This is a genomic window from Cedecea neteri NBRC 105707 = ATCC 33855 (assembly GCF_001571265.1).
Classification (GTDB): Bacteria; Pseudomonadota; Gammaproteobacteria; order Enterobacterales; family Enterobacteriaceae; genus Cedecea; species Cedecea neteri.
This window is the reverse complement of the sequence record NZ_BCTL01000015.1, coordinates 23312-42707: the sequence shown is the minus strand read 5'-3', so window position 1 is coordinate 42707 and position 19396 is coordinate 23312. Positions and strand designations below refer to the sequence as shown.

The following is a 19396-nucleotide window of genomic DNA, read 5'->3' as shown; positions in this document are numbered from 1 at the left end:
CCTTAGCCGATCCAACACAGACCTTAGCCGATCCAACACAGACCATAACCGATCCAAACCGTATTCGCTGCTACAGCAACCCCCCCAGATTCACGTACTTAGTCTCCAGATACTCTTCCAGCCCGCAGTCAGAGCCCTCGCGGCCGAGACCCGACTCCTTCACGCCGCCGAAAGGCGCCACTTCCGTAGAAATTATGCCTTCGTTAACACCAACCATGCCGCTTTCCAACTGCTGGGTGACGCGGAAGGCGCGAGCCAGATCGCGGGTGTAGAGATAGGCCGCCAGGCCAAACGGCGTGGCGTTAGCGCGCTCAATCGCCTCCAGCTCACCGCTGAAGCGGAAGCAGGCCGCCAGCGGGCCGAAGGTTTCCTCGCGGGCCAGCAGCATGGCTTCGGTGGCGTCGGCCAGCACGGTAGGCTGGTAGAACGATGCGCCGAGAGCGTGACGCTCGCCGCCGCACAGCAGGCGTGCGCCATGCTCAAGGGCATCCTTCACGTGAGCTTCCACTTTCTCAACCGCTTTCTGGTGAATCAGCGGCCCCTGCTGGGCGCCCGGCGTCAGGCCTGGGGCAACTTTCAGCGCCCGTGCGGCGGCGGCAAGTTTCTCAACAAACTGCTCATACACGCCTGCCTGGATGTAGAAACGGTTAACGCACACGCAGGTTTGCCCGCTATTTCGGAACTTAGCCGCCATCGCGCCTTCCACGGCAGCATCAATGTCCGCATCGTCAAAGACGATAAACGGGGCGTTGCCGCCCAGCTCCAGCGACAGTTTTTTCACGGTATCCGCCGCCTGACGCATCAGCAGCTTGCCGGTTGGCGTGGAGCCGGTGAAGGAGATTTTACGTACCGTCGGGCTTGCCATCAGGGTGCTGCCGATCGCCACCGTGTTGCCGGTCACGGCATTGATTACGCCCGCCGGGACGCCAGCCTGTTCAGCCAGTACGATAAGCGCGAAGGCAGAGAGCGGCGTTTCGTTTGCCGGTTTAATCACGGCGGTACAGCCTGCCGCCAGCGCAGGGCCGAGTTTGCGGGTCAGCATCGCTAACGGGAAGTTCCACGGGGTGATCGCCGCCACGACGCCAACCGGCTCTTTAAAGGTGAGGATTTGGTTTCCGGTCTTCGGCGACGGAATGGTTTTGCCGTTGGCACGTTTGGCTTCTTCGGCAAACCATTCGATAAAGCTTGCGGCATAGGCCACTTCGCCTTTGGCTTCCGCCAGCACTTTGCCCTGTTCGGTCACCATCAGCTCCGCCAGCTCGGCCTGATGCTCCATGATCAGCGCGAACCAGCGCTGGAGGATTTGCGAGCGGGCTTTGGCCGTTAATGCGCGCCAGGCGGGCAGGGCGGCATGGGCGGCGGCAATCGCCGCCTCGGTTTCTTTTGCTCCGGCGTTTGCCACTTGGGCAACAACGTCATCGGTGGCCGGGTTCAAAACGGCGTAGCGCTCGGCGGTATCTCGCCATTCACCGTTGCAATACCAACCGGTGCGAACCAGGGCGTCAAAGTTGCTCATGCGATATTCCTTGTCGTTACGTTATCAATAAACAAGCCGCGTGCGGCACGGCCTTCTCGCGCGATGCGTTTGCCTGCGGTGTAGTCGTTGATGACGTCGCACGGCGTGTAGTTGCGCTCCAGCTCGTAGCGCTCGTCTTCAGCGAGCGAGGTGCCGAGAGCGGCAATGGCGCTGTCAATTTGCTGCACGGAATCTGCGCCAACCAGCATGCAGTCCACGCCTGGATGGTTCAGTACCCACGCCTGAGCAATTTGCGCCGGAGGCAGGCCGCGTAGCTGAGCGACATGGCTGACCGACTGGGCGACGTTGCGGGAGGTGGCATCCGCATACATTTCCTGGGTGAAGAAGTCGGTCTGATTGCGCACGGAGGTAAAGTCGCAGCTCAGCAGGCCGCGGGCGAGCGGGCTGAACACCGACACGCCAAGCCCCTGGTCGCGGCAGAAGGGGATCATTTCCCGCTCTTCTTCGCGGTAGGCGCAGTTCAGCTGCAGCTGCATGTTGATAGGTTTCGCGTAGCCGTTGCGCTCACAGCACCAAAGGATTTTCGCCAGTTGCCAGGTGTACATGGTGGAAACGCCGACGTAGCGCGCTTTACCGCTGCGCACGATGTCGTTCATCGCCGCCCAGGTCTCTTCGACAGGTGTATTCACGTCGAAGTAGTGCAGCATGTAGATATCGACGTAGTCGGTGCCGAGGCGCTTCAGGCTGCCGTCGATGCTTTCCATAATGTGCTTGCGCGAATGGCCCTGGTTGTTAAAGCCTGTGCCGATCGGGTAACCCACTTTGGTGGTGAGAACCAGGTCGTCGCGGCGGGCAATGCGTTTTAACACGTTGCCGACCACTTCTTCCCCGGCGCCGCTGGAGTAAAAGTCGGCGAGGTCGATAAAGTTAATGCCGGACTCCAGCGCGTGGCGGATCAGCGGCTCGCTTTGTGATTCGTCAAAAATCCACGGCTTCCACTGTTTGCTGCCCATGTTCATGGTGCCGAGGCACAGGCGAGAGACTTTCAGGCCGCTGTGGCCCAGGTTGACGTATTCCATTTCGCCTCCTCAGGCTTTTGGGGTGTAGAAAGGATTGCCGAGCTGCGGCAGGGCGTCAGCAATCTGGCTGCGCTGCGGCAATTTGCCCATCGCTGCGCGAATGGCCTGACGGCAGGCGCGGTAGTTGTTGTGGTAAACCTCGTCGATGTCGTTACAGCCGGGGTTCACCCAGTTAGCGGTGACGATGCACCATTCGTCTTCCGCTTCCGCCGGCAGCGTGCCGTCCAGCAGCGCTTCGGTTACCGCTTTGGCGATGGCGGCCTGGGACGCGCCCCAGGTCGCATTGCCGTGCAGCTCGCCGCTGATTTCCGCTTTGTTGACGTATAGCGTCATCGGTTTGGCCGGAACGTTAGGTTTGATCACCACCATAAACGGGCAGTGGCCCTGGCTTGGTGAAGCGAGGCTGCTGGAAAACGCCTGGCCGACGACGCCGCTGCGCGGGCCAATCATGATGTTGATGTGCGAGGCGTTAACGCCGTTACCTTCAAACCCTTCTCCGATATACATTTCCACGAGACTTCTCCTGTTAAGCGTGAGCGTTATTTAGCCGGTTCAGCGGCGGCATTGCCGTGGCGCTGGGCCGGGTCGTGAGCGGCATCAACCAGGGTTAGCCCTTTGGTTTCAGGCGCCCAGGCGAGAGAGACAATGGCACCGATGACGAGCACCAGCGCCAGCATGCCGGTGGTGGCCTGCATGCCGTAATTCAGAATGGCCAACGGCAGTAAGCCGGTGCCGATGGCAGAGCCCAGGCGGCTCATGGAGGTGGCAAAGCCGACGCCCATCGACCGCACTTCCGTCGGGAAGCTTTCGGCCGGGAAGACGCCCACCAGATTACTGACCGCCGACATCACCAGCGTGAAGGCGGCAAAGAACAGAATTAACCAGCCGGACTGGCTGACCGGAATAATGCTGAGCATCACCAGGCAGGCGGCGAGGAAGACAAAGGAACCGATCAGGAAGCCACGGCGTGAGCAGACCACGGTGAGCAGGATCCCGAGCAGCGCGCCGACGATCAGCAGGGCGTTCAGCAGCAGGTCGGTGGTGAAGTTATTGTTCAGCCCCATCACCTGCAGAATCGACGGCAGGAAGGTGTAGATGGCGAAGTAAGGGATCACCAGGCAGACAAAAAACAGACTGTTGAAGGCGGTGCGGCGGCGGTATTTCGGCCCGAACAGTGACATAAAGCGCTGCTTTGAGGCGACCGGGGCTTCGTCTACCAGCAGCACGTTAGGGCCGAAGTATTTATGGACGATAGCCATCGCCTGTTCTCGCCGTCCTTTGCCCATCAGCCAGCGCGGAGATTCCGGCGTGCCGATGCGCATCAGCAGAATAATCAGCGCGGGCAGGGCAGAAGAAGAAAGCAGCCAGCGCCAGGCATCCGGGCCAAGTGCCGTTAGGAAGTGCCCGGCGAAGCCCGCGGCCACGTAGCCAAAGGTCCAGATCACGCTGAATGAGCCGAGCAGCACGCCGCGATGTTTACGCGGAGAGAACTCCGCCAGCATGGTGTGGCCGACGGAGAAATCGCCGCCGAGGCCGATGCCGACCATTACCCGCAAGAAGAACAACTGTTCTGGCGTGGTCGCGAAGAACTGCAGCGCCGAGGCGAGCGTGATAACGACGAAGCTGAAGCAGAAGATCTTCTGGCGGCCAACGTAATCGGAAATCCAGCCGAGCACCAGGCTGCCGAGAAACAGGCCGATCAGCGCCGAGCTACCGAGCATTCCTTCCCAAAAGGGGGTCAGCCCCATTTGCGGTTTGATTTGGGCCAGCGCGAAGCCGATGACGCCGAGCACGTAGCCGTCGGTAAAGTGTGCCCCGAAGGTCAGGCCGGCGATTTTGATATGGAAACGGTTTAACGGCACGTCATCCATCCGGGTGTACTGTTGTGTCAGGTGGGACATAACGCCTCCTCCTGTGAGGGGATTTTTGTAGGGTATTTGTATTTTTTATGTTTCAGGTGCGTTAACAATGTGGCAGCAAAGTGCGCTGACAGGCGAGTGCGTTTTAGTCATACCCCCAGGCAAAAAACGCATGTGATCCTCCTCCTGTTTTGCAGAAATAGGTGCGCGAGGGGATGGCGTTCCAGGGCAGGTTAATAACATATTATTAACATGACAGGCGCTTGCCCGTGGATAACGACAATAATGAGAAAACTCCCGTCACTCAGTATGTTAAGGGTCTTTGAAGAGACCTGCCGGACGCTTAGCTTTAGTAAGGCAGCCCAGGCGCTGTGCATTACCCAGAGCGCGGCCAGCCGGCAAATCAAGCAGCTTGAAGCGTTTCTAGGCAAACTGCTGTTTGTGCGTACCCACAGCGGACTGGAGCTGACCCAGGACGCGATGCTGCTGTTGCCCGTGGTGCGCCAGTCGCTGGATATACTGGAAGAAGGGGTATGCCACGTTCAGCTGCGCAACCCTTTACAGCACCTGCGCCTGCAGGTGGCGCCGACCTTTGCCACCCGCTGGCTGGCACCACGACTGGTGGCGCTTCGCCAGCGCAACGGCCAGCTACAAATTGCCCTTATCAGCGAAACCCGGCAGAAATACAGCGATTTTGACTGCGCCATCCGCTTTGGCACCTTCCAGGAAAGCGAAGGGCGGGGGCAGTGGCTGTGCCATGAAAAACTGCTGCTGGTGGCCAGCCCGCTGCTGATGATTGACGGGGTTTTCCCGCCGCTGGCCTCGCAGCCGCAGCTGCATATTCTTAACGGCGATATCCGGCTGGATAACTGGTCGCGCTGGCTTGCGGCTACGGGAGAAAACGACAGTCTGCTTTCCGGCGGGCTGGAGTTCAGCACCGAGGATCAGGTGATCAACGCCTGTGTGACCGGCGCGGGCTATGCGGTGCTCGATCGGATGATGATCCGCAATGAGCTGCGTGGAGGGTTATTGTTACCGCTTGCGGAGCTGGAGCTTGAAAGTGGGAACGGCTACTGGCTGGAGATCCCACAGGGCAAGCGGGAACTGCCGAGGGTCGGCTATTTTTGTGACTGGGTTCAGGCTGAGATCGCCCGGTTTTGGGGTGAGGAGGAGTTGGTTATTCCTCAGGTAAACATTTTTCCTCCTTCCGAGGAGCCCATCGCCCTTTCTCACTAATTCATCAATCTAACAGCTAACATTTAATTATCATTTGCTGATGTTTTTCAACGTTGCGTAAGTGCACATCGCCACAACCCCCCGTAATGCCGTACTCATCCACAAGAAAGGGTGCGCTGGATCTCATTTCTATTTTTGCGAAAAAAAACAAATCTCAATATTGGTTGGTTGTTTTTCGGATTATTCTTGGTGATAATGCCTAAAAATCCTCCTTTTTATAAAACTACGCGCGGTGCTATGAACGCCTGGCGTTAAATACCAGTAATTAAATTGTTGTTATTTTGCTCTGTGTTCAATCTATTAATTCCCTAGCGGAATAATTTCATCTGGCACCTATTATGAGTTGGTTAACATGTCCGCAATTGAATTAAAAAGTGCTCCACTGGAAGATATTCGTGCTTTTCCTTTAGTGACTGAAAAAAAACAGGAAATTGATCTGCTCGAACTACTGGGGACGCTTTACGCAGCAAAAAAAACGGTTGCTTTCATCACGGTTGCTGCCGCGTTTTTTGGGGTGATGTTTAGTTTCCTGTTGCCTCAAAAATGGTCGAGCCAGGCCGTTGTTACCCTACCGGAATCGTCTCAACTGATTGAACTTCGCCGTGCTACGGTCCAACTGACCGTTCTGGACGTGCCTACCAATATTGATGCTGAGCATACTTATCAAAATTTCCTGAAGGATTTTGATTCCCAGGCATTGCGTGAAGAGTATTTGACTAACTCTGACTATGTTAAACAGCTCGTTGATGCAAAAAATGCGGGTAATAAAGCCATATTGCATCGTGCCATTCAGGAGACGGCTGCAAAATTTAAAGCGGTGAATAATGCGGATCCTAAGATCAGCAATGCGACATCCTATTCTTCATGGACTTTAAGCTTCACCGGGCCGAATGCAGAAGAATCCCGGGAGGTACTAAGCGGCTACATTGATTTTATTACTCAGCGTGTCAATCAAGATACGGTGCAAAACTTACGCTATGCCGTTGAATTGAAAAGTGCAGTGGAGAAAGACAAGCTGCAGCTGGATAAGGTAAAACTTGAGAATCAGCATAAAGTGAATATCCAGCGGCTGGGTTATTCGCTGGAAGTTGCCAACGCGGCTGGCATTAAAAAGCCGGTATACAGTAACGGGCAGGCGGTTAAGGACGATCCTGACTACTCGGTTGCGTTAGGCGCTGATGGCCTGGCCGAAAAATTGAAAATCGAGTCGTCGCTTAAAGATGTGGCGGAATTAAATGCCAGCGTTCAAAACCGTGAGTACTATTTGACTAAGCTGGCGCAGGTCAAAGTTAACGACGTAAACTTCCAGCCGTTCCGCTATCAGATGAACCCTTCTTTACCGATTAAAAAAGAAGGGCCGGGAAAATCCATCGTGGTTATTCTGGCTACTCTGATTGGCCTGATGGGAGCATGCGGTTTTGTCCTGCTGCGCAACCTCGTCGCCAGCAGAAAGGCCAGGCTGGACGTTGTTTAAACCCGATATGTCGTCGCCCTGAGCCTCCTGATGGAGGCTTTTTTATTCTCTGGATACGGGTTATAACCGGAGGGAAACAGCAAACAGGGGATAAGAATGAAAACGATTGGGCTGCTGGGCGGTATGAGCTGGGAATCTACGATTCCCTACTACCGGTTAATCAACGAAGGGATCAAACAGCGTCTGGGTGGGCTTCACTCGGCCAAAATTGTGCTGCACAGCGTCGATTTTCACGAGATTGAGGTCTGCCAGTCTGCCGGCGAGTGGGATAAAGCCGGTGAGATGCTGGCCGAGGCGGCTTTAGGGCTGCAAAAGGCCGGGGCCGAGGGCATTGTGCTGTGTACGAACACCATGCATAAAGTCGCAGAGCACATCGAGTCCCGATGCCCGCTGCCGTTTCTGCATATTGCCGACGCGACCGGGCGAGTGATTGCGGCTCATGGGGTAAGTCAGGTGGCACTATTGGGAACGCGCTACACCATGGAGCAGGACTTTTATCGTGGCCGCCTGCAGACGCAGTTCGGTATCCGCTCGATTATTCCTGACTCGTCACAGCGCCAGCGTATCAACCAGATAATCTTCGATGAGCTGTGCCTCGGGGTGATTAACCCTGAGTCGAAGCACTATTACCAGCAGGTGATTCAGGCGTTGCAGGCACAGGGAGCGGAAGGGGTTATTTTCGGCTGTACCGAAATTGGCTTGCTGCTCAGCCAGCAGGATTGCTCGCTGCCGGTGTTTGACACCGCTGCGATCCATGCCGACGATGCAGTTCGCTTTATGTGCGGTGAAGAGTAGGGTTTTTTCTTTTTATATCAATTGAATAAGTGAAATTGCTGTTTTGCCCCCACGACGGGCCGGGTCATGCCCGGCCGCTAATGTGTTATAAATTTGTTATGTAGCGCACATTATTCCAAAAAGCTACTCCTCTGAAATCCTCACACTACAGGCGATTGCGCCCAGCAATGGCTTTTCATCATGTCTGCAACCGGAGTTATACAATGCCTGTTTCATTACTGGCGCTGGCGATGAGCGCGTTTGCCATCGGCACGACTGAGTTCGTTATTATGGGGCTGTTGCCCGAGGTGGCGGGGGATCTTCAGGTCTCCATTCCCGTTGCCGGCTGGCTTATCAGCGGCTATGCGCTTGGGGTCGCCATCGGAGCACCCATCATGGCTTTGCTCACCGCTCGTTTGCCGCGCAAACTGTCGTTAATTTTGCTGATGGTGATTTTCATCGTCGGCAACCTGCTCTGTGCCCTGGCGCTTAGCTACAATTTCCTGATGTTGGCGCGCGTTATTACGGCACTGTGCCACGGGGCGTTCTTCGGGATTGGTGCCGTTGTGGCGGCAAGTCTTGTCCCGGCCGGACGCAAGGCCTCGGCGGTGGCGTTAATGTTCACCGGCTTAACGCTGGCGAACGTGCTGGGCGTGCCGATTGGCACCTGGTTCGGGCAGCTTTACGGCTGGCGAGCCACTTTCTGGGGCGTCGCCGTTATTGGGGTGATTGCGTTCCTGGCGCTGGTGGTTAGCCTGCCGTCGCAGAAGGATGAAGAGGCCACCGACTTAAAAAGCGAAATCAAAGCGCTGGCACACGGCAAGCTTTGGTTGTCCCTCAGTATGACGGTGTTCTTCTCGGCGGCGATGTTCGCGCTGTTCAGCTATGTGGCGCCGATGCTGCTGCAGGTCACCGGCATTACGCCGAGGGGCGTGAGCTGGACGCTGTTCCTGATTGGCGCGGGGCTGACGGTGGGGAACATTCTGGGCGGGCGCCTGGCGGACTGGCGGGTATCTTTCAGCCTGATCCTTAGCTTTAGCCTGATTGCCATCTTCTCGCTGCTTTTCCGCTGGACCAGCCACGGCGCATGGCTCGCAGAAATCACGCTGTTCCTGTGGGCGATGGCAGCGTTTGCCACCGTACCTGCGCTGCAAATCAACGTGGTGCTGCACGGCAAAGAGGCGCCTAATCTGGTGTCCACGCTGAATATTGCGGCCTTTAACGTGGGCAATGCACTCGGTGCCTGGGTCGGCGGTACGGTCATTGAACGTGGTTACGGCCTGACTGCGGTGCCGGTGGCCGCCGCCGGATTAGCGGTTGTCGGGCTAATTATTTGCCTGATTAACTTCAGCAATGGTTCCGGCCACCAGCAGCCGGTAACAGAGCAATAAGCTAGCGGTTGAGCAGCGCGTTGAGCGGGTCGCTATACAGATGCATGTTGTGCTGTAAGTGGTCGCTGAACGCGCTGACCAGCGCTGATGCCGGGCGGTGCAGGGGCCGAATCAGGCTGACGGTAAAAGGCACCGCCACGCTGAACGGACGTACCACCACGCCGCGTTCGTGGTAATCCAGCGCGGTTAACGGGTTGACGATAGACACGCCAGCCCCCGCCTGAACCATCGCGCAGACGGACGCGGCGCTGTGCGTTTCCACCACCATTCTTCGCTTTACGTCATGTTCCTGAAACAGCGAGTCCAGTAGCTGGCGGTAGCTGTCGGTCCGCGACAGGCTGATGTAATTCTCCCCGGCAAAATCCTGCGGCGTGAGCTCTGCTTTTGCGGCGAGTTTGTGCCCGGCGGGCAGCACGCAAACTTCATTCAGAGTGAGTAAGGTCTGGCGTTCCGTTCCGGCAGGCGTGGTGATGTTTTCCGTCAGCCCGAGATCGTGGCGCTGGGCTGACAGCCACTCTTCCAGCAGCGGGGATTCCTGCGGCACGATGTTCAGGCTGAGATCCGGGTAGCGTGCCAGAAACGGCTGCATCAGACGTGGCAAAAAGGACTGAGAAAACACCGGCAGACAGGCGATGGACAGCTCGCCCTGACGGAATTCGCGCAGGCTTTCGGCGGCATTAAGAATACGATCCAGCCCGTACCAGGAGCGCTGAACCTCTTCAAACAGCCGCAGCCCCTGCACGGTGGGGTAAAGACGGCCCCGGCTGCGCTCGAACAGCTGCAGGCCGATGAGCTTTTCAAAGCGCGCCAGCTCCCGGCTGACCGTGGGCTGGGAGGTGTGCAGCAGGCCAGCGGCTTCGGTGAGGTTGCCGGCGGTCATCACGGCGTGGAAGATTTCGATGTGGCGCAGATTGATGGCTGGCATGGTGTTGTTCCGCTGAGGGGGCATGCTTTAAACCATATCACATTTGAATAGACTCGCTAGAAAACGATATTTTTTATCACTCACGCTCTATGGCGTAATAGAGGCAAATGACAGTTATCCGGAGTTCACCATGCCTCGCTCGCTGCACGACACCACCACCGCGCTGAATGCGCAAAATCTGCTGACCCTGCCCGCCGAATTCGGCTGCCCGGTATGGGTTTATGACGCTGAAATCATCCGGCAGCAGATTGCCCAACTGCGCCAGTTCGATGTGATTCGCTTCGCCCAAAAGGCATGTTCGAATATTCATATCCTGAAACTAATGCGTGAGCAGGGTGTGAAGGTGGATTCGGTGTCGCAGGGTGAAATCGAGCGTGCGCTGGCGGCGGGCTATAAGCCGCTGGAAAATCCGGACGATATCGTATTTACCGCCGACGTGATTGATAACGCCACGCTGGCGCTGGTGGCTGAGCAGAAAATCCCGGTCAATATCGGATCTGTGGATATGCTGCATCAGCTCGGTGAAGTTTCTCCGGGACACCGCGTCTGGCTGCGTATCAACCCGGGCTTTGGTCACGGGCATAGCCAGAAAACCAACACCGGCGGTGAGAACAGTAAACACGGTATCTGGCTAAGCGATATGCCGAAAGCGCTGGAAGCAATGCAGCGCTACGGCATCCACCTGGTCGGTATTCATATGCACATTGGTTCCGGCGTGGATTATGGCCATCTTGAGCAGGTTTGCGGTGCAATGGTGCAGCAGGTTATCGACTTCGGCCAGGATCTTGAGGCGATTTCGGCCGGGGGCGGGCTGTCCATTCCTTACCGCGAGGGGGAGGAAACGATCAATACCGACCACTACTACGGCCTGTGGAATACCGCGCGCGAAAAAATTGCCGCTCATCTGGGGCACCCGGTGAAGCTGGAGATCGAGCCGGGGCGTTTTCTGGTGGCTGAAGCCGGGGTGCTGGTTTCACAGGTGCGCGCGGTGAAAGATATGGGATCCCGCCACTTTGTGCTGATCGATGCCGGTTTTAACGATCTTATGCGTCCGTCTATGTACGGCAGTTATCACCATATTTCTGCGCTGGCGGGCGACGGGCGAGATCTGTCTGCGCTGCAACCAAAAGAAACCGTTGTGGCGGGGCCGCTGTGCGAGTCCGGGGATGTGTTTACCCAGCAGGAAGGCGGCAAGGTAGAAACCCGCCTGCTGCCGCCGGTTAAACCAGGTGATTACCTGGTGCTGCACGATACCGGCGCATACGGGGCTTCTATGTCGTCCAACTACAATAGCCGCCCGCTGTTGCCGGAAGTGCTGTTTGATAACGGCAGCGCGCGCCTGATTCGCCGCCGCCAGACGATTCAGGAACTGCTGGCGCTTGAGCTACTTTGAGACTTTCCGTCCGGCCTCGAAAAAGGGGCCGGGTGCAACGGAATCTCTCAGTACCAGCGTCCCCACAAATGGCGGGATCGGTGCTAACGGCTCGCCGCTCGCCAGCTTGATGGCCTGATCGATAGCGGTGATGATCATGTTGTCGATGGGCAGATAGACGGATGACAGCGCCGGCTCGAGCCACTGTGCGCTTGGTGCGTCATCAAAACCAAACAGCGAGATATCCTGCGGAATGCGAATCCCGGCCTGGTGCAGCGCTTTGGAGGCGCCTAGCGCCATATCGTCGTTGCAGGAGAAAAGAGCGCTGAAGGTCACGCCGCTGGCCAGCAATTCCTGGCACAAATGGTGCCCTTCTGTCATGGTCGAATCCCCGTACTTTACCCGGTTTTCATCCCACACAATCCCATGTTTTTGCAGCGCTTTGCGGTAGCCCATCAGGCGCGCCTTGCCGGTTGGCGTGGAGATAGGCACGGTAATGCAGGCTATCTCTCTGTGCCCCTGCTGAATCAGATATTCGGTGGCCTGAAAGGCGGCATCCTGCTGTTCGAAGAAGACGCAGCGTTCACGGGCCTGGGTGACGTCCCGGTTAATGACCACCAGCGGCACCTGAATGGCATCCATCAGCGACATCAGCGCCCGCTCGCTCATAAAACGCGTGTAGAGAACGATAGCGTCACAGTGCCGGTCCGCCAGCATTTGTACGGCGTCCAGCTCTTTTTCCGGTGTGTCATGCCCGTCGGTGACGATCAGCTGTTTACCGTAGAATTCCGTGCGGCGTGAAGCCTGCTGTAGCAGGCGACCAAAATAAAAGCCATCAAAGGTGGAGACGACCAGCCCGATGCTGTTGCTGCTGCGGTTTGCCAGCGATCGTGCCAGAAAATTAGGCTTATAGCCCAGCTCTTCCATGGCCTTAAACACCTGTTCGCGGGTGCTTGCTTTAACCTGTCCGGTGCCGTTTAACACGCGAGATACCGTCGCTTTGGAAACCCCTGCGCGTAACGAGACATCTAACATTGTTACCATTGTTTCCTTCCCGATCTGGACGCTGTCGCGATTTTCCAGCAGTTTATCACAGGAGTTTCGCTCACAAGCGGCCTTGCCGTTTCGCCGTGCAAATTGTCGTACCAGATCACGCTTTCAGAATTTGGTGTGGTTTTTTAGGAGTATATCGTTGTGAAAATTGTCCCGTTGTACCAGGCCCCTCAGTACGCAGAACAGGTGACGGAGTGGCTTTGGCAGGCGTTTGGCAGTAAGGAAAGCCGAGGCTTTTTTGCGTCTGTTGTTGCCACCAGCCAGCGGGAAGGCGAAATGCCCTTGACATTTATTGCGCTGGACGGAGAAAAGATGGTGGGAACCGTCGGGCTGTGGCGCTGCGATCTGATTAGCCGGCAGGATCTCTGGCCCTGGCTAGCGGCGCTGTATATTGATGAAAGCCAGCGAGGGAAGGGGCTGGGCGAGCTTTTACAGCGGCACGTCGCAGAATATGCCCGTGGGCTGGGTTTTGGGTCGTTATATCTCTATTCGGCCTGTAAGGCCTATTATGAGCGGTTTGGCTGGCGTTACATTGGCGATGGGCTGGATTACCCCGACCAGCCCGTACATCTTTATCAACTTACGCTTTAACTGTTGTCGCCAGGAGAAACGACCGAGTGGCGTCGCACCAGCGTTGGGCTGAACATGTGGGTAATCTCCGGCAGCGGCAGGTTTTCGGCCAGCGCCAGCGCGAGTTCTGCTGCCTGAGTCGCCATGGTCACAATCGGGTAGCGAACCGTGGTCAGCTTCGGCCGCACGTAGCGTGAAATTAACACGTCATCAAAGCCAATCAGAGAAATCTCACCGGGAACATCAATCCCGTTGTCGTTCAGCACGCCCATCGCCCCGGCGGCCATTGAATCGTTGTAGCAGGCCACTGCGGTGAAGTTTTTACCGCGCCCCAGCAGCTCCGTCAGGGCCTGCTCGCCGCCGCTTTCATCGGGTTCGCCAAAGGTCACCAGGCGTTCGTTAATCGGAATATTGTGTTCGCGGAGCGCGTCGTAGTAGCCCTGAAGGCGGTCTTCTGCGTCCGATATCTGGTGGTTGGAGCAAATATAACCAATGCGGGTGTGCCCCTGCTGAATCAAATGGCGCGTAGCAAGCCAGGCACCGTAGCGGTCATCCAGCGCGACGCAGCGTTGCTCAAACCCTGGAACAATGCGGTTGATGAGCACCATGCCGGGGATTTGTTTCATCAGCGAAATGAGCTCCTCATCAGGGAGTTTTTTGGCGTGAACGACCAACGCCGCGCTGCGGTGGCGAATAAGCTGTTCGATGGCCTGACGCTCTTTTTGTTCGCTGTGGTAGCCGTTGCCGATCAGCAGGAAGTTGCCGGTACGGTAGGCCACTTGTTCAACGGCTTTGACCATCGCGCCAAAGAAAGGGTCGGAAACGTCCCCCACGATCAGGCCAATGGTTTCAGTGGCTTGTTGGGCGAGCGCTCGCGCATTCGCGTTGGGATGATAATTCAGCGCTTCCATAGCGCTATTCACCGCCTGCTTCGAGGCATCGCTGGCTTTTGGGGAGTGGTTGATGACGCGTGAAACCGTGGCGACAGACACACCAGCCAGCCGAGCCACATCCTTAATTGTCGCCATGAAAAGCCTTCCTGTTCGGGGTAATCGTTTACACTGCGTTTAGTTTTACGGAAATCCCTGATGACTGCAAGGCAACAACTGCTGGATATATCGCAAACTGGAACAAAATCAACGCGAAAGCGTGTAACGGTTACACCTGTCTCAGCAGGTTGCCTCTTTTTAGTGCATGTTGCGGATTTTTAAACGTTTCTGCTCAAATCTTTGCTTACATTTTGCAGTCGGCTGTTGCGATTTCAGCGTAGCTTAACGGAGGGCTCCGCTGCTACATTTGTGGTCCCAGAGGTATTGATAGGTGAAGTCAGCGATTATTTGCTGATCCTATGAATTACACCAACCTGCGCGGATGCGCAGGTTTTTTTTTGCCTGAATCCCACCGCCTGTAACAAGAATCGAGAATTTAAACACCTGGTTGCACTTGGGCTCATTCCCTTGCTTTTTGCCGCTGGTTTCACCGCGGGTGGCGCGAGACAATTCAGATCCCAGAGGTATTGATTGGTGAGAATTCCTGGTACTCTGCTGAGTACAATTCTTTTGCACCAACCTGCGCAGATGCGCAGGTTTTTTTTTGCCATTTTTTGAGCCCCCTCCCGCACTTAACGCAACTGGTGTACTCTGCGACTCTACACTTAATGCTTACCGACAGACGACAAAGAGAGTCGCTATGTTTTTTGCTTTTTTCCGCGCGCTATTTCGCATTCTGTTCCGGGTAACCCTTTCCGGCGATCCGCAGGTTCTTCATTTACAGCGGGTGCTGATTGTGCCGAACCACGTCTCGTTTCTGGACGGGATCCTGGTTGCACTCTTTCTGCCGGTGCGCCCGGTGTTTGCGGTCTATTCATCGATCAGCCAGCAGTGGTATATGCGCTGGCTTAAGCCGCTAATTGATTTTGTCCCGCTCGATCCCACCAAGCCGATGTCGATTAAGCACCTTGTTCGCCTGGTGGAGCAGGGGCGTCCGGTGGTGATTTTCCCGGAAGGGCGCATCAGTGTGACGGGCTCATTGATGAAAATCTACGATGGCGCCGGGTTTGTGGCGGCCAAAGCCCAGGCAACGGTTGTGCCTTTGCGCATCGACGGCGCGGAGCTGACCTTCTTTAGTCGCCTGAAAGGCCTGGTAAAACGCCGGGCTTTCCCGCGTATTAGCCTGCATCTTTTACCGCCAACCTCCATTGCTATGCCGGAAGCGCCACGGGCTCGCGATCGCCGCAAAATGGCCGGAGAGATGCTGCATCAGATAATGATGGAAGCGAGAATGGCGGTGCGCCCGCGCGAGACGCTTTTCGAGGCGCTGCTGGCGGCGAAGGATCGCTATGGTTCGCGTAAAAACTGTATTGAAGACATTAACTTCAAGCCAGATACCTACCGCTCTCTGCTGACAAAAACGCTTTTTGTCGGCCGAATTCTCGATAAATACAGCGAACAGGGTGAAACCATTGGTTTGATGCTGCCGAATGCGGCGATCAGCGCGGCGGTAATTTTTGGCGCTTCTTCACGCGGCCGCATTCCGGCGATGATGAACTACACGGCCGGGGTAAAAGGGCTGACCAGCTCGATTACCGCGGCGAAAATCAAGACGGTCTTCACCTCTCGCCAGTTCCTGGATAAGGGCAAGCTGTGGCATCTGCCGGAACAGTTGACGCAGGTGCGTTGGGTGTATCTGGAAGATTTGAAATCTACGGTTACCACGAAGGACAAAGTTTGGATCTTTGCCCATCTGCTTGCTCCGCGTCTGGCACAGGTGAAACAGCAGCCGGAAGATGCGGCGATGGTGCTGTTTACCTCCGGCTCGGAGGGCAATCCAAAGGGCGTGGTGCACAGCCATAAAAGCCTGTTGGCCAACGTAGAGCAGATTCGCACCATCGCGGATTTCACCGCCGATGACAGGTTTATGTCCGCGCTGCCGCTCTTCCACTCTTTTGGCCTCACGGTGGGTCTGTTCACGCCGTTGCTGACCGGGGCGGAAGTTTTCCTTTACCCAAGCCCGCTGCATTATCGCGTGGTGCCGGAGCTTATTTACGATCGCAATTGCACGGTGGTATTTGGTACTTCGACGTTCCTCGGCAACTATGCCCGCTTTGCTAATCCGTATGATTTCTTCCGCCTGCGCTATGTGGTCGCCGGGGCAGAAAAACTACAGGAAAGCACGAAGCAGCTGTGGCAGGACAAGTTCGGCCTGCGCATTCTGGAAGGCTACGGCGTGACCGAGTGCGCGCCGGTGGTGTCTATCAACGTGCCGATGGCGGCGAAGCCGGGCACCGTGGGCCGTATTCTTCCGGCAATGGATGCTCGCCTGCTGGCGGTGCCCGGCATTGAGCAAGGCGGAAGGCTGCAGCTTAAAGGGCCAAATATCATGAATGGCTATCTGCGGGTGGAAAATCCGGGCGTGCTGGAGAAACCTGAGGCTGAAAATGGCCTGGGTGAGATGGAGCCCGGCTGGTACGACACCGGTGATATCGTGACCTTTGACGAGCAGGGCTATTGCGTGATCCAGGGGCGTGCGAAGCGCTTTGCCAAGATCGCCGGGGAGATGGTGTCGCTTGAGATGGTTGAGCAGATGGCGATCGGTATTTCGCCTGACAAGCTGCATGCCACGGTGGTTAAGCACGATGCGGCCAAAGGCGAAGCTTTGGTGATGTTTACCACCGACAGCGAGCTTAACCGCGAAAAACTTCTGCACTATGCGCGTGAGCATGGTGTGCCCGAGCTGGCGGTGCCGCGCGATATTCGCTTCCTCAAACAGCTGCCGGTGTTAGGCAGTGGAAAACCAGATTTTGTCACGCTAAAAGCGCAGGTTGATGAAGCGGAGAAGGCCAATGGCTGAACAGGCTGGCAATAACGGTTCTTTGTGGTCCCGGGGCATGATGGCGGTGACCGCAGCGCAGTTTTTATCGGCTTTTGGTGATAACGCGCTGCTGTTCGCCACGCTCGCGGTGCTCAAGCAGCAGTTTTATCCGGACTGGAGCCAGCCGGTGCTGCAGATGGTGTTTGTTGGCGCTTATATCCTTTTCGCGCCGTTTGTGGGGCAGGTGGCCGATAGCTTCGCCAAAGGACGAGTGATGATGCTGGCGAACAGCATGAAGCTAATTGGTGCAGCGGTGATCGCGGTCGGGCTGAATCCCTTTGTCGGTTACACGCTTGTTGGCATTGGCGCTGCGGCTTATTCGCCGGCGAAATACGGCATTCTCGGCGAGTTAACTACCGGGGACAGGCTGGTGAAAGCCAACGGCCTGATGGAGTCCTCTACCATTGCCGCTATCTTGCTTGGGTCAGTGGCCGGTGGGGTGCTGGCGGACTGGAACCTGACGGCGGCGCTGGTGGTCTGTGCGCTGGTTTATGGCGGGGCGGTGATAGCCAACGTCTTTATCCCTAAACTTGCCGCCGCGCGGCCCGGGCAGTCATGGCGCTTTAAGCCGATGACGCACAGCTTCTTTTCCGCCTGCCGCAGCCTTTGGCGCAGCGGAGAAACGCGCTTTTCGCTGGTAGGCACCAGCCTGTTCTGGGGAGCTGGCGTGACGCTGCGCTTCCTGCTGGTGCTGTGGGTGCCGGTGGCCTTGGGGATCACGGATAACGCCACGCCAACCTATCTGAATGCGATGGTTGCGGTTGGGATTGTGGTGGGTGCCGGGGCTGCCGCGAAGATGGTGACGCTGGAAACCGTCGCCCGCTGTATGCCTGCCGGGATTTTAATCGGCGTTGGCGTGCTGATTTTTGCTCTCCAGCATTCTATGCTGCCTTCTTACGCTTTGCTGGTGTTGATTGGCCTGTTGGGCGGTTTCTTTGTGGTGCCGCTTAACGCGCTGCTTCAGGAGCGCGGCAAGCACACGGTCGGCGCAGGTAATGCGATTGCCGTGCAAAACTTGGGTGAAAACACGGCCATGCTTTTGATGCTGGGTCTGTTCTCGCTGGCGGTGAAAACCGGAGCGTCCATTGTGGGAATTGGCATTGGATTTGGGGCAGTGTTTGCGCTGGCGATTGGCGCGCTTTGGCTGTGGCAAATCAAGCAGAAATAGCAAAAAGGCCCTCTTTTGGAGGGCCTGACTTTCTTACGGAGCCGGATAAGTATAAATCCGATGCACCGCTTCAATCTCCTCAATCACCTCTTCGCTCAGCGTCAAATGTAGGCTTTCAAGGTTGGTTTTCAGCTGTTCCAGCGTAGTGGCACCGAGCAACGTGCTGGCGACAAACGGCTGACGGCGAACGAAGGCCAGTGCCATCTGCGCCGGATCGAGATTATGGCGTTTAGCTATCTCAACATAGGCCGCAACAGCTTTTTGCGACTGTTCACCGCTATAGCGGGTAAAGCGGCTAAAGAGCGTGTTGCGAGCGCCTTCGGGTTTGGCTCCATTAAGATACTTGCCCGACAGCACGCCGAAGGCGAGGCAGGAATAAGCGAGCAGCTCAACGCCTTCGTGCTGGCTAATCTCAGACAGGCCAACTTCAAAGCTGCGGTTTAACAGGCTGTAGGGGTTTTGAATAGTCACAATGCGCGGCAGATCGTGTTTTTCAGCAAGTTGCAGATAGCGCATTACGCCCCACGGCGTTTCGTTCGAGACGCCGATATAGCGAATTTTTCCGGCACGTTGGCATTCGGTCAACGCTTCGAGCGTTTCCAGAAGGGTTACCGGCAGTGAAGTTGTGTCGCTCCAGGTGTAGCCAAGTTTGCCAAACATATTGGTCTGGCGCTGCGGCCAGTGCACCTGATAGAGATCGAGATACTCGGTTTGCAGGCGTTGCAGGCTGGCATCCAGTGCTTCGCGGATGTTTTTCCTGTCGAGGATCTGGTTCGGGCGGATGCCCGCGTCGTTGTTGCGGGTTGGGCCAGTAACTTTGGAAGCAATGACCAGCTTTTCGCGGTTGCCGCGAGCTTTAAGCCAGCTACCGACATAGCTTTCCGTTAAGCCCTGAGTTTCCGGGCGCGGCGGCACCGGGTACATTTCCGCGACATCAATCAAATTAACGCCCTGACTGACGGCATAATCGAGCTGCTGGTGGGCATCGGCCTCGCTGTTTTGTTCACCAAAGGTCATGGTTCCCAGCCCCAGCGTGCTGACTTCAAGTGAACTGTGGGGGATACGGTGATAGTGCATAGCCGGCTTCCTGTTGTTCTTTTGACTCGTCAGGCATCGTTACCCGACAAAAGGTCTATAAACATGGCAGA

16 protein-coding genes are annotated in these 19396 nt (G+C 56.4%); 8 read left to right on the top strand and 8 right to left on the bottom strand.

What is annotated here, in order from left to right:
* Window positions 1-70: 70 nt before the first annotated feature.
* From CNE01S_RS07820 to CNE01S_RS07805, 4 genes are read right to left on the bottom strand one after another with little or no spacing between them, the layout of a single operon-like run.
* Window positions 71-1516 (bottom strand): NAD-dependent succinate-semialdehyde dehydrogenase, encoded by a 1446-nt coding sequence (locus CNE01S_RS07820; protein ID WP_061274897.1) that lies wholly within the window; start codon window positions 1514-1516, stop codon window positions 71-73.
* Window positions 1513-2556, bottom strand: coding sequence for an aldo/keto reductase (locus CNE01S_RS07815; RefSeq protein WP_061274895.1), 1044 nt, complete (start codon window positions 2554-2556; stop codon window positions 1513-1515). Before CNE01S_RS07815 ends, CNE01S_RS07820 begins: the two co-directional genes overlap by 4 nt.
* Before the next feature lie 9 nt (window positions 2557-2565).
* Entirely contained in the window at window positions 2566-3069 is a 504-nt protein-coding gene (gene fae / locus CNE01S_RS07810; protein WP_096753953.1) for a formaldehyde-activating enzyme, read from the bottom strand.
* Between the two features lie 26 nt (window positions 3070-3095).
* Window positions 3096-4457, bottom strand: a complete 1362-nt coding sequence (locus CNE01S_RS07805) for an MFS transporter (RefSeq protein ID WP_061274893.1) — start codon at window positions 4455-4457, stop codon at window positions 3096-3098.
* Between the two features lie 243 nt (window positions 4458-4700).
* On the opposite strand from CNE01S_RS07805, the gene CNE01S_RS07800 reads away from it, so the two are divergent.
* The 4 genes from CNE01S_RS07800 to CNE01S_RS07785 all read left to right on the top strand — a co-directional run bounded on the left by CNE01S_RS07800 (window position 4701) and on the right by CNE01S_RS07785 (window position 9290).
* Window positions 4701-5651: a LysR family transcriptional regulator gene (locus CNE01S_RS07800; RefSeq protein WP_281258540.1), complete on the top strand. Its 951-nt coding sequence runs from the start codon at window positions 4701-4703 to the stop codon at window positions 5649-5651.
* 352 nt (window positions 5652-6003) lie between these two features.
* A complete protein-coding gene (gene wzz(fepE), locus CNE01S_RS07795) occupies window positions 6004-7125 on the top strand; it encodes an LPS O-antigen length regulator Wzz(fepE) (RefSeq protein ID WP_061274890.1) in 1122 nt (373 codons plus the stop codon).
* Window positions 7126-7221: 96 nt separating this feature from the next.
* Complete coding sequence (locus CNE01S_RS07790) at window positions 7222-7920, top strand: aspartate/glutamate racemase (protein ID WP_061274888.1); 699 nt, start codon at window positions 7222-7224, stop codon at window positions 7918-7920.
* 203 nt (window positions 7921-8123) lie between these two features.
* A complete protein-coding gene (locus CNE01S_RS07785; RefSeq protein ID WP_061274886.1) occupies window positions 8124-9290 on the top strand; it encodes an MFS transporter in 1167 nt (388 codons plus the stop codon).
* Between the two features lies 1 nt (window position 9291).
* Here CNE01S_RS07785 and CNE01S_RS07780 read toward each other — a convergent pair whose 3' ends face one another.
* Entirely contained in the window at window positions 9292-10215 is a 924-nt protein-coding gene (locus tag CNE01S_RS07780; RefSeq protein WP_061274882.1) for a LysR family transcriptional regulator, read from the bottom strand.
* Window positions 10216-10345: 130 nt separating this feature from the next.
* On the opposite strand from CNE01S_RS07780, the gene lysA reads away from it, so the two are divergent.
* Window positions 10346-11608 carry a diaminopimelate decarboxylase gene (gene lysA / locus CNE01S_RS07775; RefSeq protein WP_061274880.1) on the top strand — a complete coding sequence of 421 codons (1263 nt, stop codon included), beginning with the start codon at window positions 10346-10348 and terminating at the stop codon, window positions 11606-11608.
* On the opposite strand, the gene CNE01S_RS07770 is transcribed toward lysA, so the two are convergent.
* Complete coding sequence (locus CNE01S_RS07770) at window positions 11600-12631, bottom strand: LacI family DNA-binding transcriptional regulator (RefSeq protein WP_072279115.1); 1032 nt, start codon at window positions 12629-12631, stop codon at window positions 11600-11602. The genes lysA and CNE01S_RS07770 overlap by 9 nt on opposite strands.
* 150 nt (window positions 12632-12781) lie before the next feature.
* On the opposite strand from CNE01S_RS07770, the gene CNE01S_RS07765 reads away from it, so the two are divergent.
* Window positions 12782-13231, top strand: coding sequence for a GNAT family N-acetyltransferase (locus CNE01S_RS07765; protein WP_061274876.1), 450 nt, complete (start codon window positions 12782-12784; stop codon window positions 13229-13231).
* On the opposite strand, the gene galR is transcribed toward CNE01S_RS07765, so the two are convergent.
* A complete protein-coding gene (gene galR / locus CNE01S_RS07760; protein WP_061274874.1) occupies window positions 13228-14238 on the bottom strand; it encodes an HTH-type transcriptional regulator GalR in 1011 nt (336 codons plus the stop codon). The genes CNE01S_RS07765 and galR overlap by 4 nt on opposite strands.
* A 661-nt stretch (window positions 14239-14899) precedes the next feature.
* On the opposite strand from galR, the gene aas reads away from it, so the two are divergent.
* Window positions 14900-17059, top strand: a complete 2160-nt coding sequence (gene aas / locus CNE01S_RS07755) for a bifunctional acyl-ACP--phospholipid O-acyltransferase/long-chain-fatty-acid--ACP ligase (RefSeq protein ID WP_061274872.1) — start codon at window positions 14900-14902, stop codon at window positions 17057-17059.
* Entirely contained in the window at window positions 17052-18248 is a 1197-nt protein-coding gene (gene lplT, locus CNE01S_RS07750) for a lysophospholipid transporter LplT (protein ID WP_061274870.1), read from the top strand. Before aas ends, lplT begins: the two co-directional genes overlap by 8 nt.
* A gap of 33 nt (window positions 18249-18281) precedes the next feature.
* Here lplT and CNE01S_RS07745 read toward each other — a convergent pair whose 3' ends face one another.
* Window positions 18282-19325, bottom strand: coding sequence for an NADP(H)-dependent aldo-keto reductase (locus CNE01S_RS07745; RefSeq protein ID WP_061274868.1), 1044 nt, complete (start codon window positions 19323-19325; stop codon window positions 18282-18284).
* Window positions 19326-19396 lie beyond the last annotated feature (71 nt).

What these genes read in the sequence shown, in the direction of transcription:
- lplT (WP_061274870.1), top strand. Translation starts at nt 17,052, where the DNA reads ATGGCTGAACAGGCTGGCAATAACGGTTCTTTGTGGTCCCGGGGCATG.
- CNE01S_RS07790 (WP_061274888.1), top strand. Translation starts at nt 7,222, where the DNA reads ATGAAAACGATTGGGCTGCTGGGCGGTATGAGCTGGGAATCTACGATT.
- CNE01S_RS07820 (WP_061274897.1), bottom strand. Translation starts at nt 1,516, where the DNA reads ATGAGCAACTTTGACGCCCTGGTTCGCACCGGTTGGTATTGCAACGGT.
- CNE01S_RS07800 (WP_281258540.1), top strand. Translation starts at nt 4,701, where the DNA reads ATGAGAAAACTCCCGTCACTCAGTATGTTAAGGGTCTTTGAAGAGACC.
- CNE01S_RS07815 (WP_061274895.1), bottom strand. Translation starts at nt 2,556, where the DNA reads ATGGAATACGTCAACCTGGGCCACAGCGGCCTGAAAGTCTCTCGCCTG.
- CNE01S_RS07805 (WP_061274893.1), bottom strand. Translation starts at nt 4,457, where the DNA reads ATGTCCCACCTGACACAACAGTACACCCGGATGGATGACGTGCCGTTA.
- galR (WP_061274874.1), bottom strand. Translation starts at nt 14,238, where the DNA reads ATGGCGACAATTAAGGATGTGGCTCGGCTGGCTGGTGTGTCTGTCGCC.
- CNE01S_RS07745 (WP_061274868.1), bottom strand. Translation starts at nt 19,325, where the DNA reads ATGCACTATCACCGTATCCCCCACAGTTCACTTGAAGTCAGCACGCTG.
- lysA (WP_061274880.1), top strand. Translation starts at nt 10,346, where the DNA reads ATGCCTCGCTCGCTGCACGACACCACCACCGCGCTGAATGCGCAAAAT.
- CNE01S_RS07770 (WP_072279115.1), bottom strand. Translation starts at nt 12,631, where the DNA reads ATGGTAACAATGTTAGATGTCTCGTTACGCGCAGGGGTTTCCAAAGCG.
- aas (WP_061274872.1), top strand. Translation starts at nt 14,900, where the DNA reads ATGTTTTTTGCTTTTTTCCGCGCGCTATTTCGCATTCTGTTCCGGGTA.
- CNE01S_RS07785 (WP_061274886.1), top strand. Translation starts at nt 8,124, where the DNA reads ATGCCTGTTTCATTACTGGCGCTGGCGATGAGCGCGTTTGCCATCGGC.
- CNE01S_RS07780 (WP_061274882.1), bottom strand. Translation starts at nt 10,215, where the DNA reads ATGCCAGCCATCAATCTGCGCCACATCGAAATCTTCCACGCCGTGATG.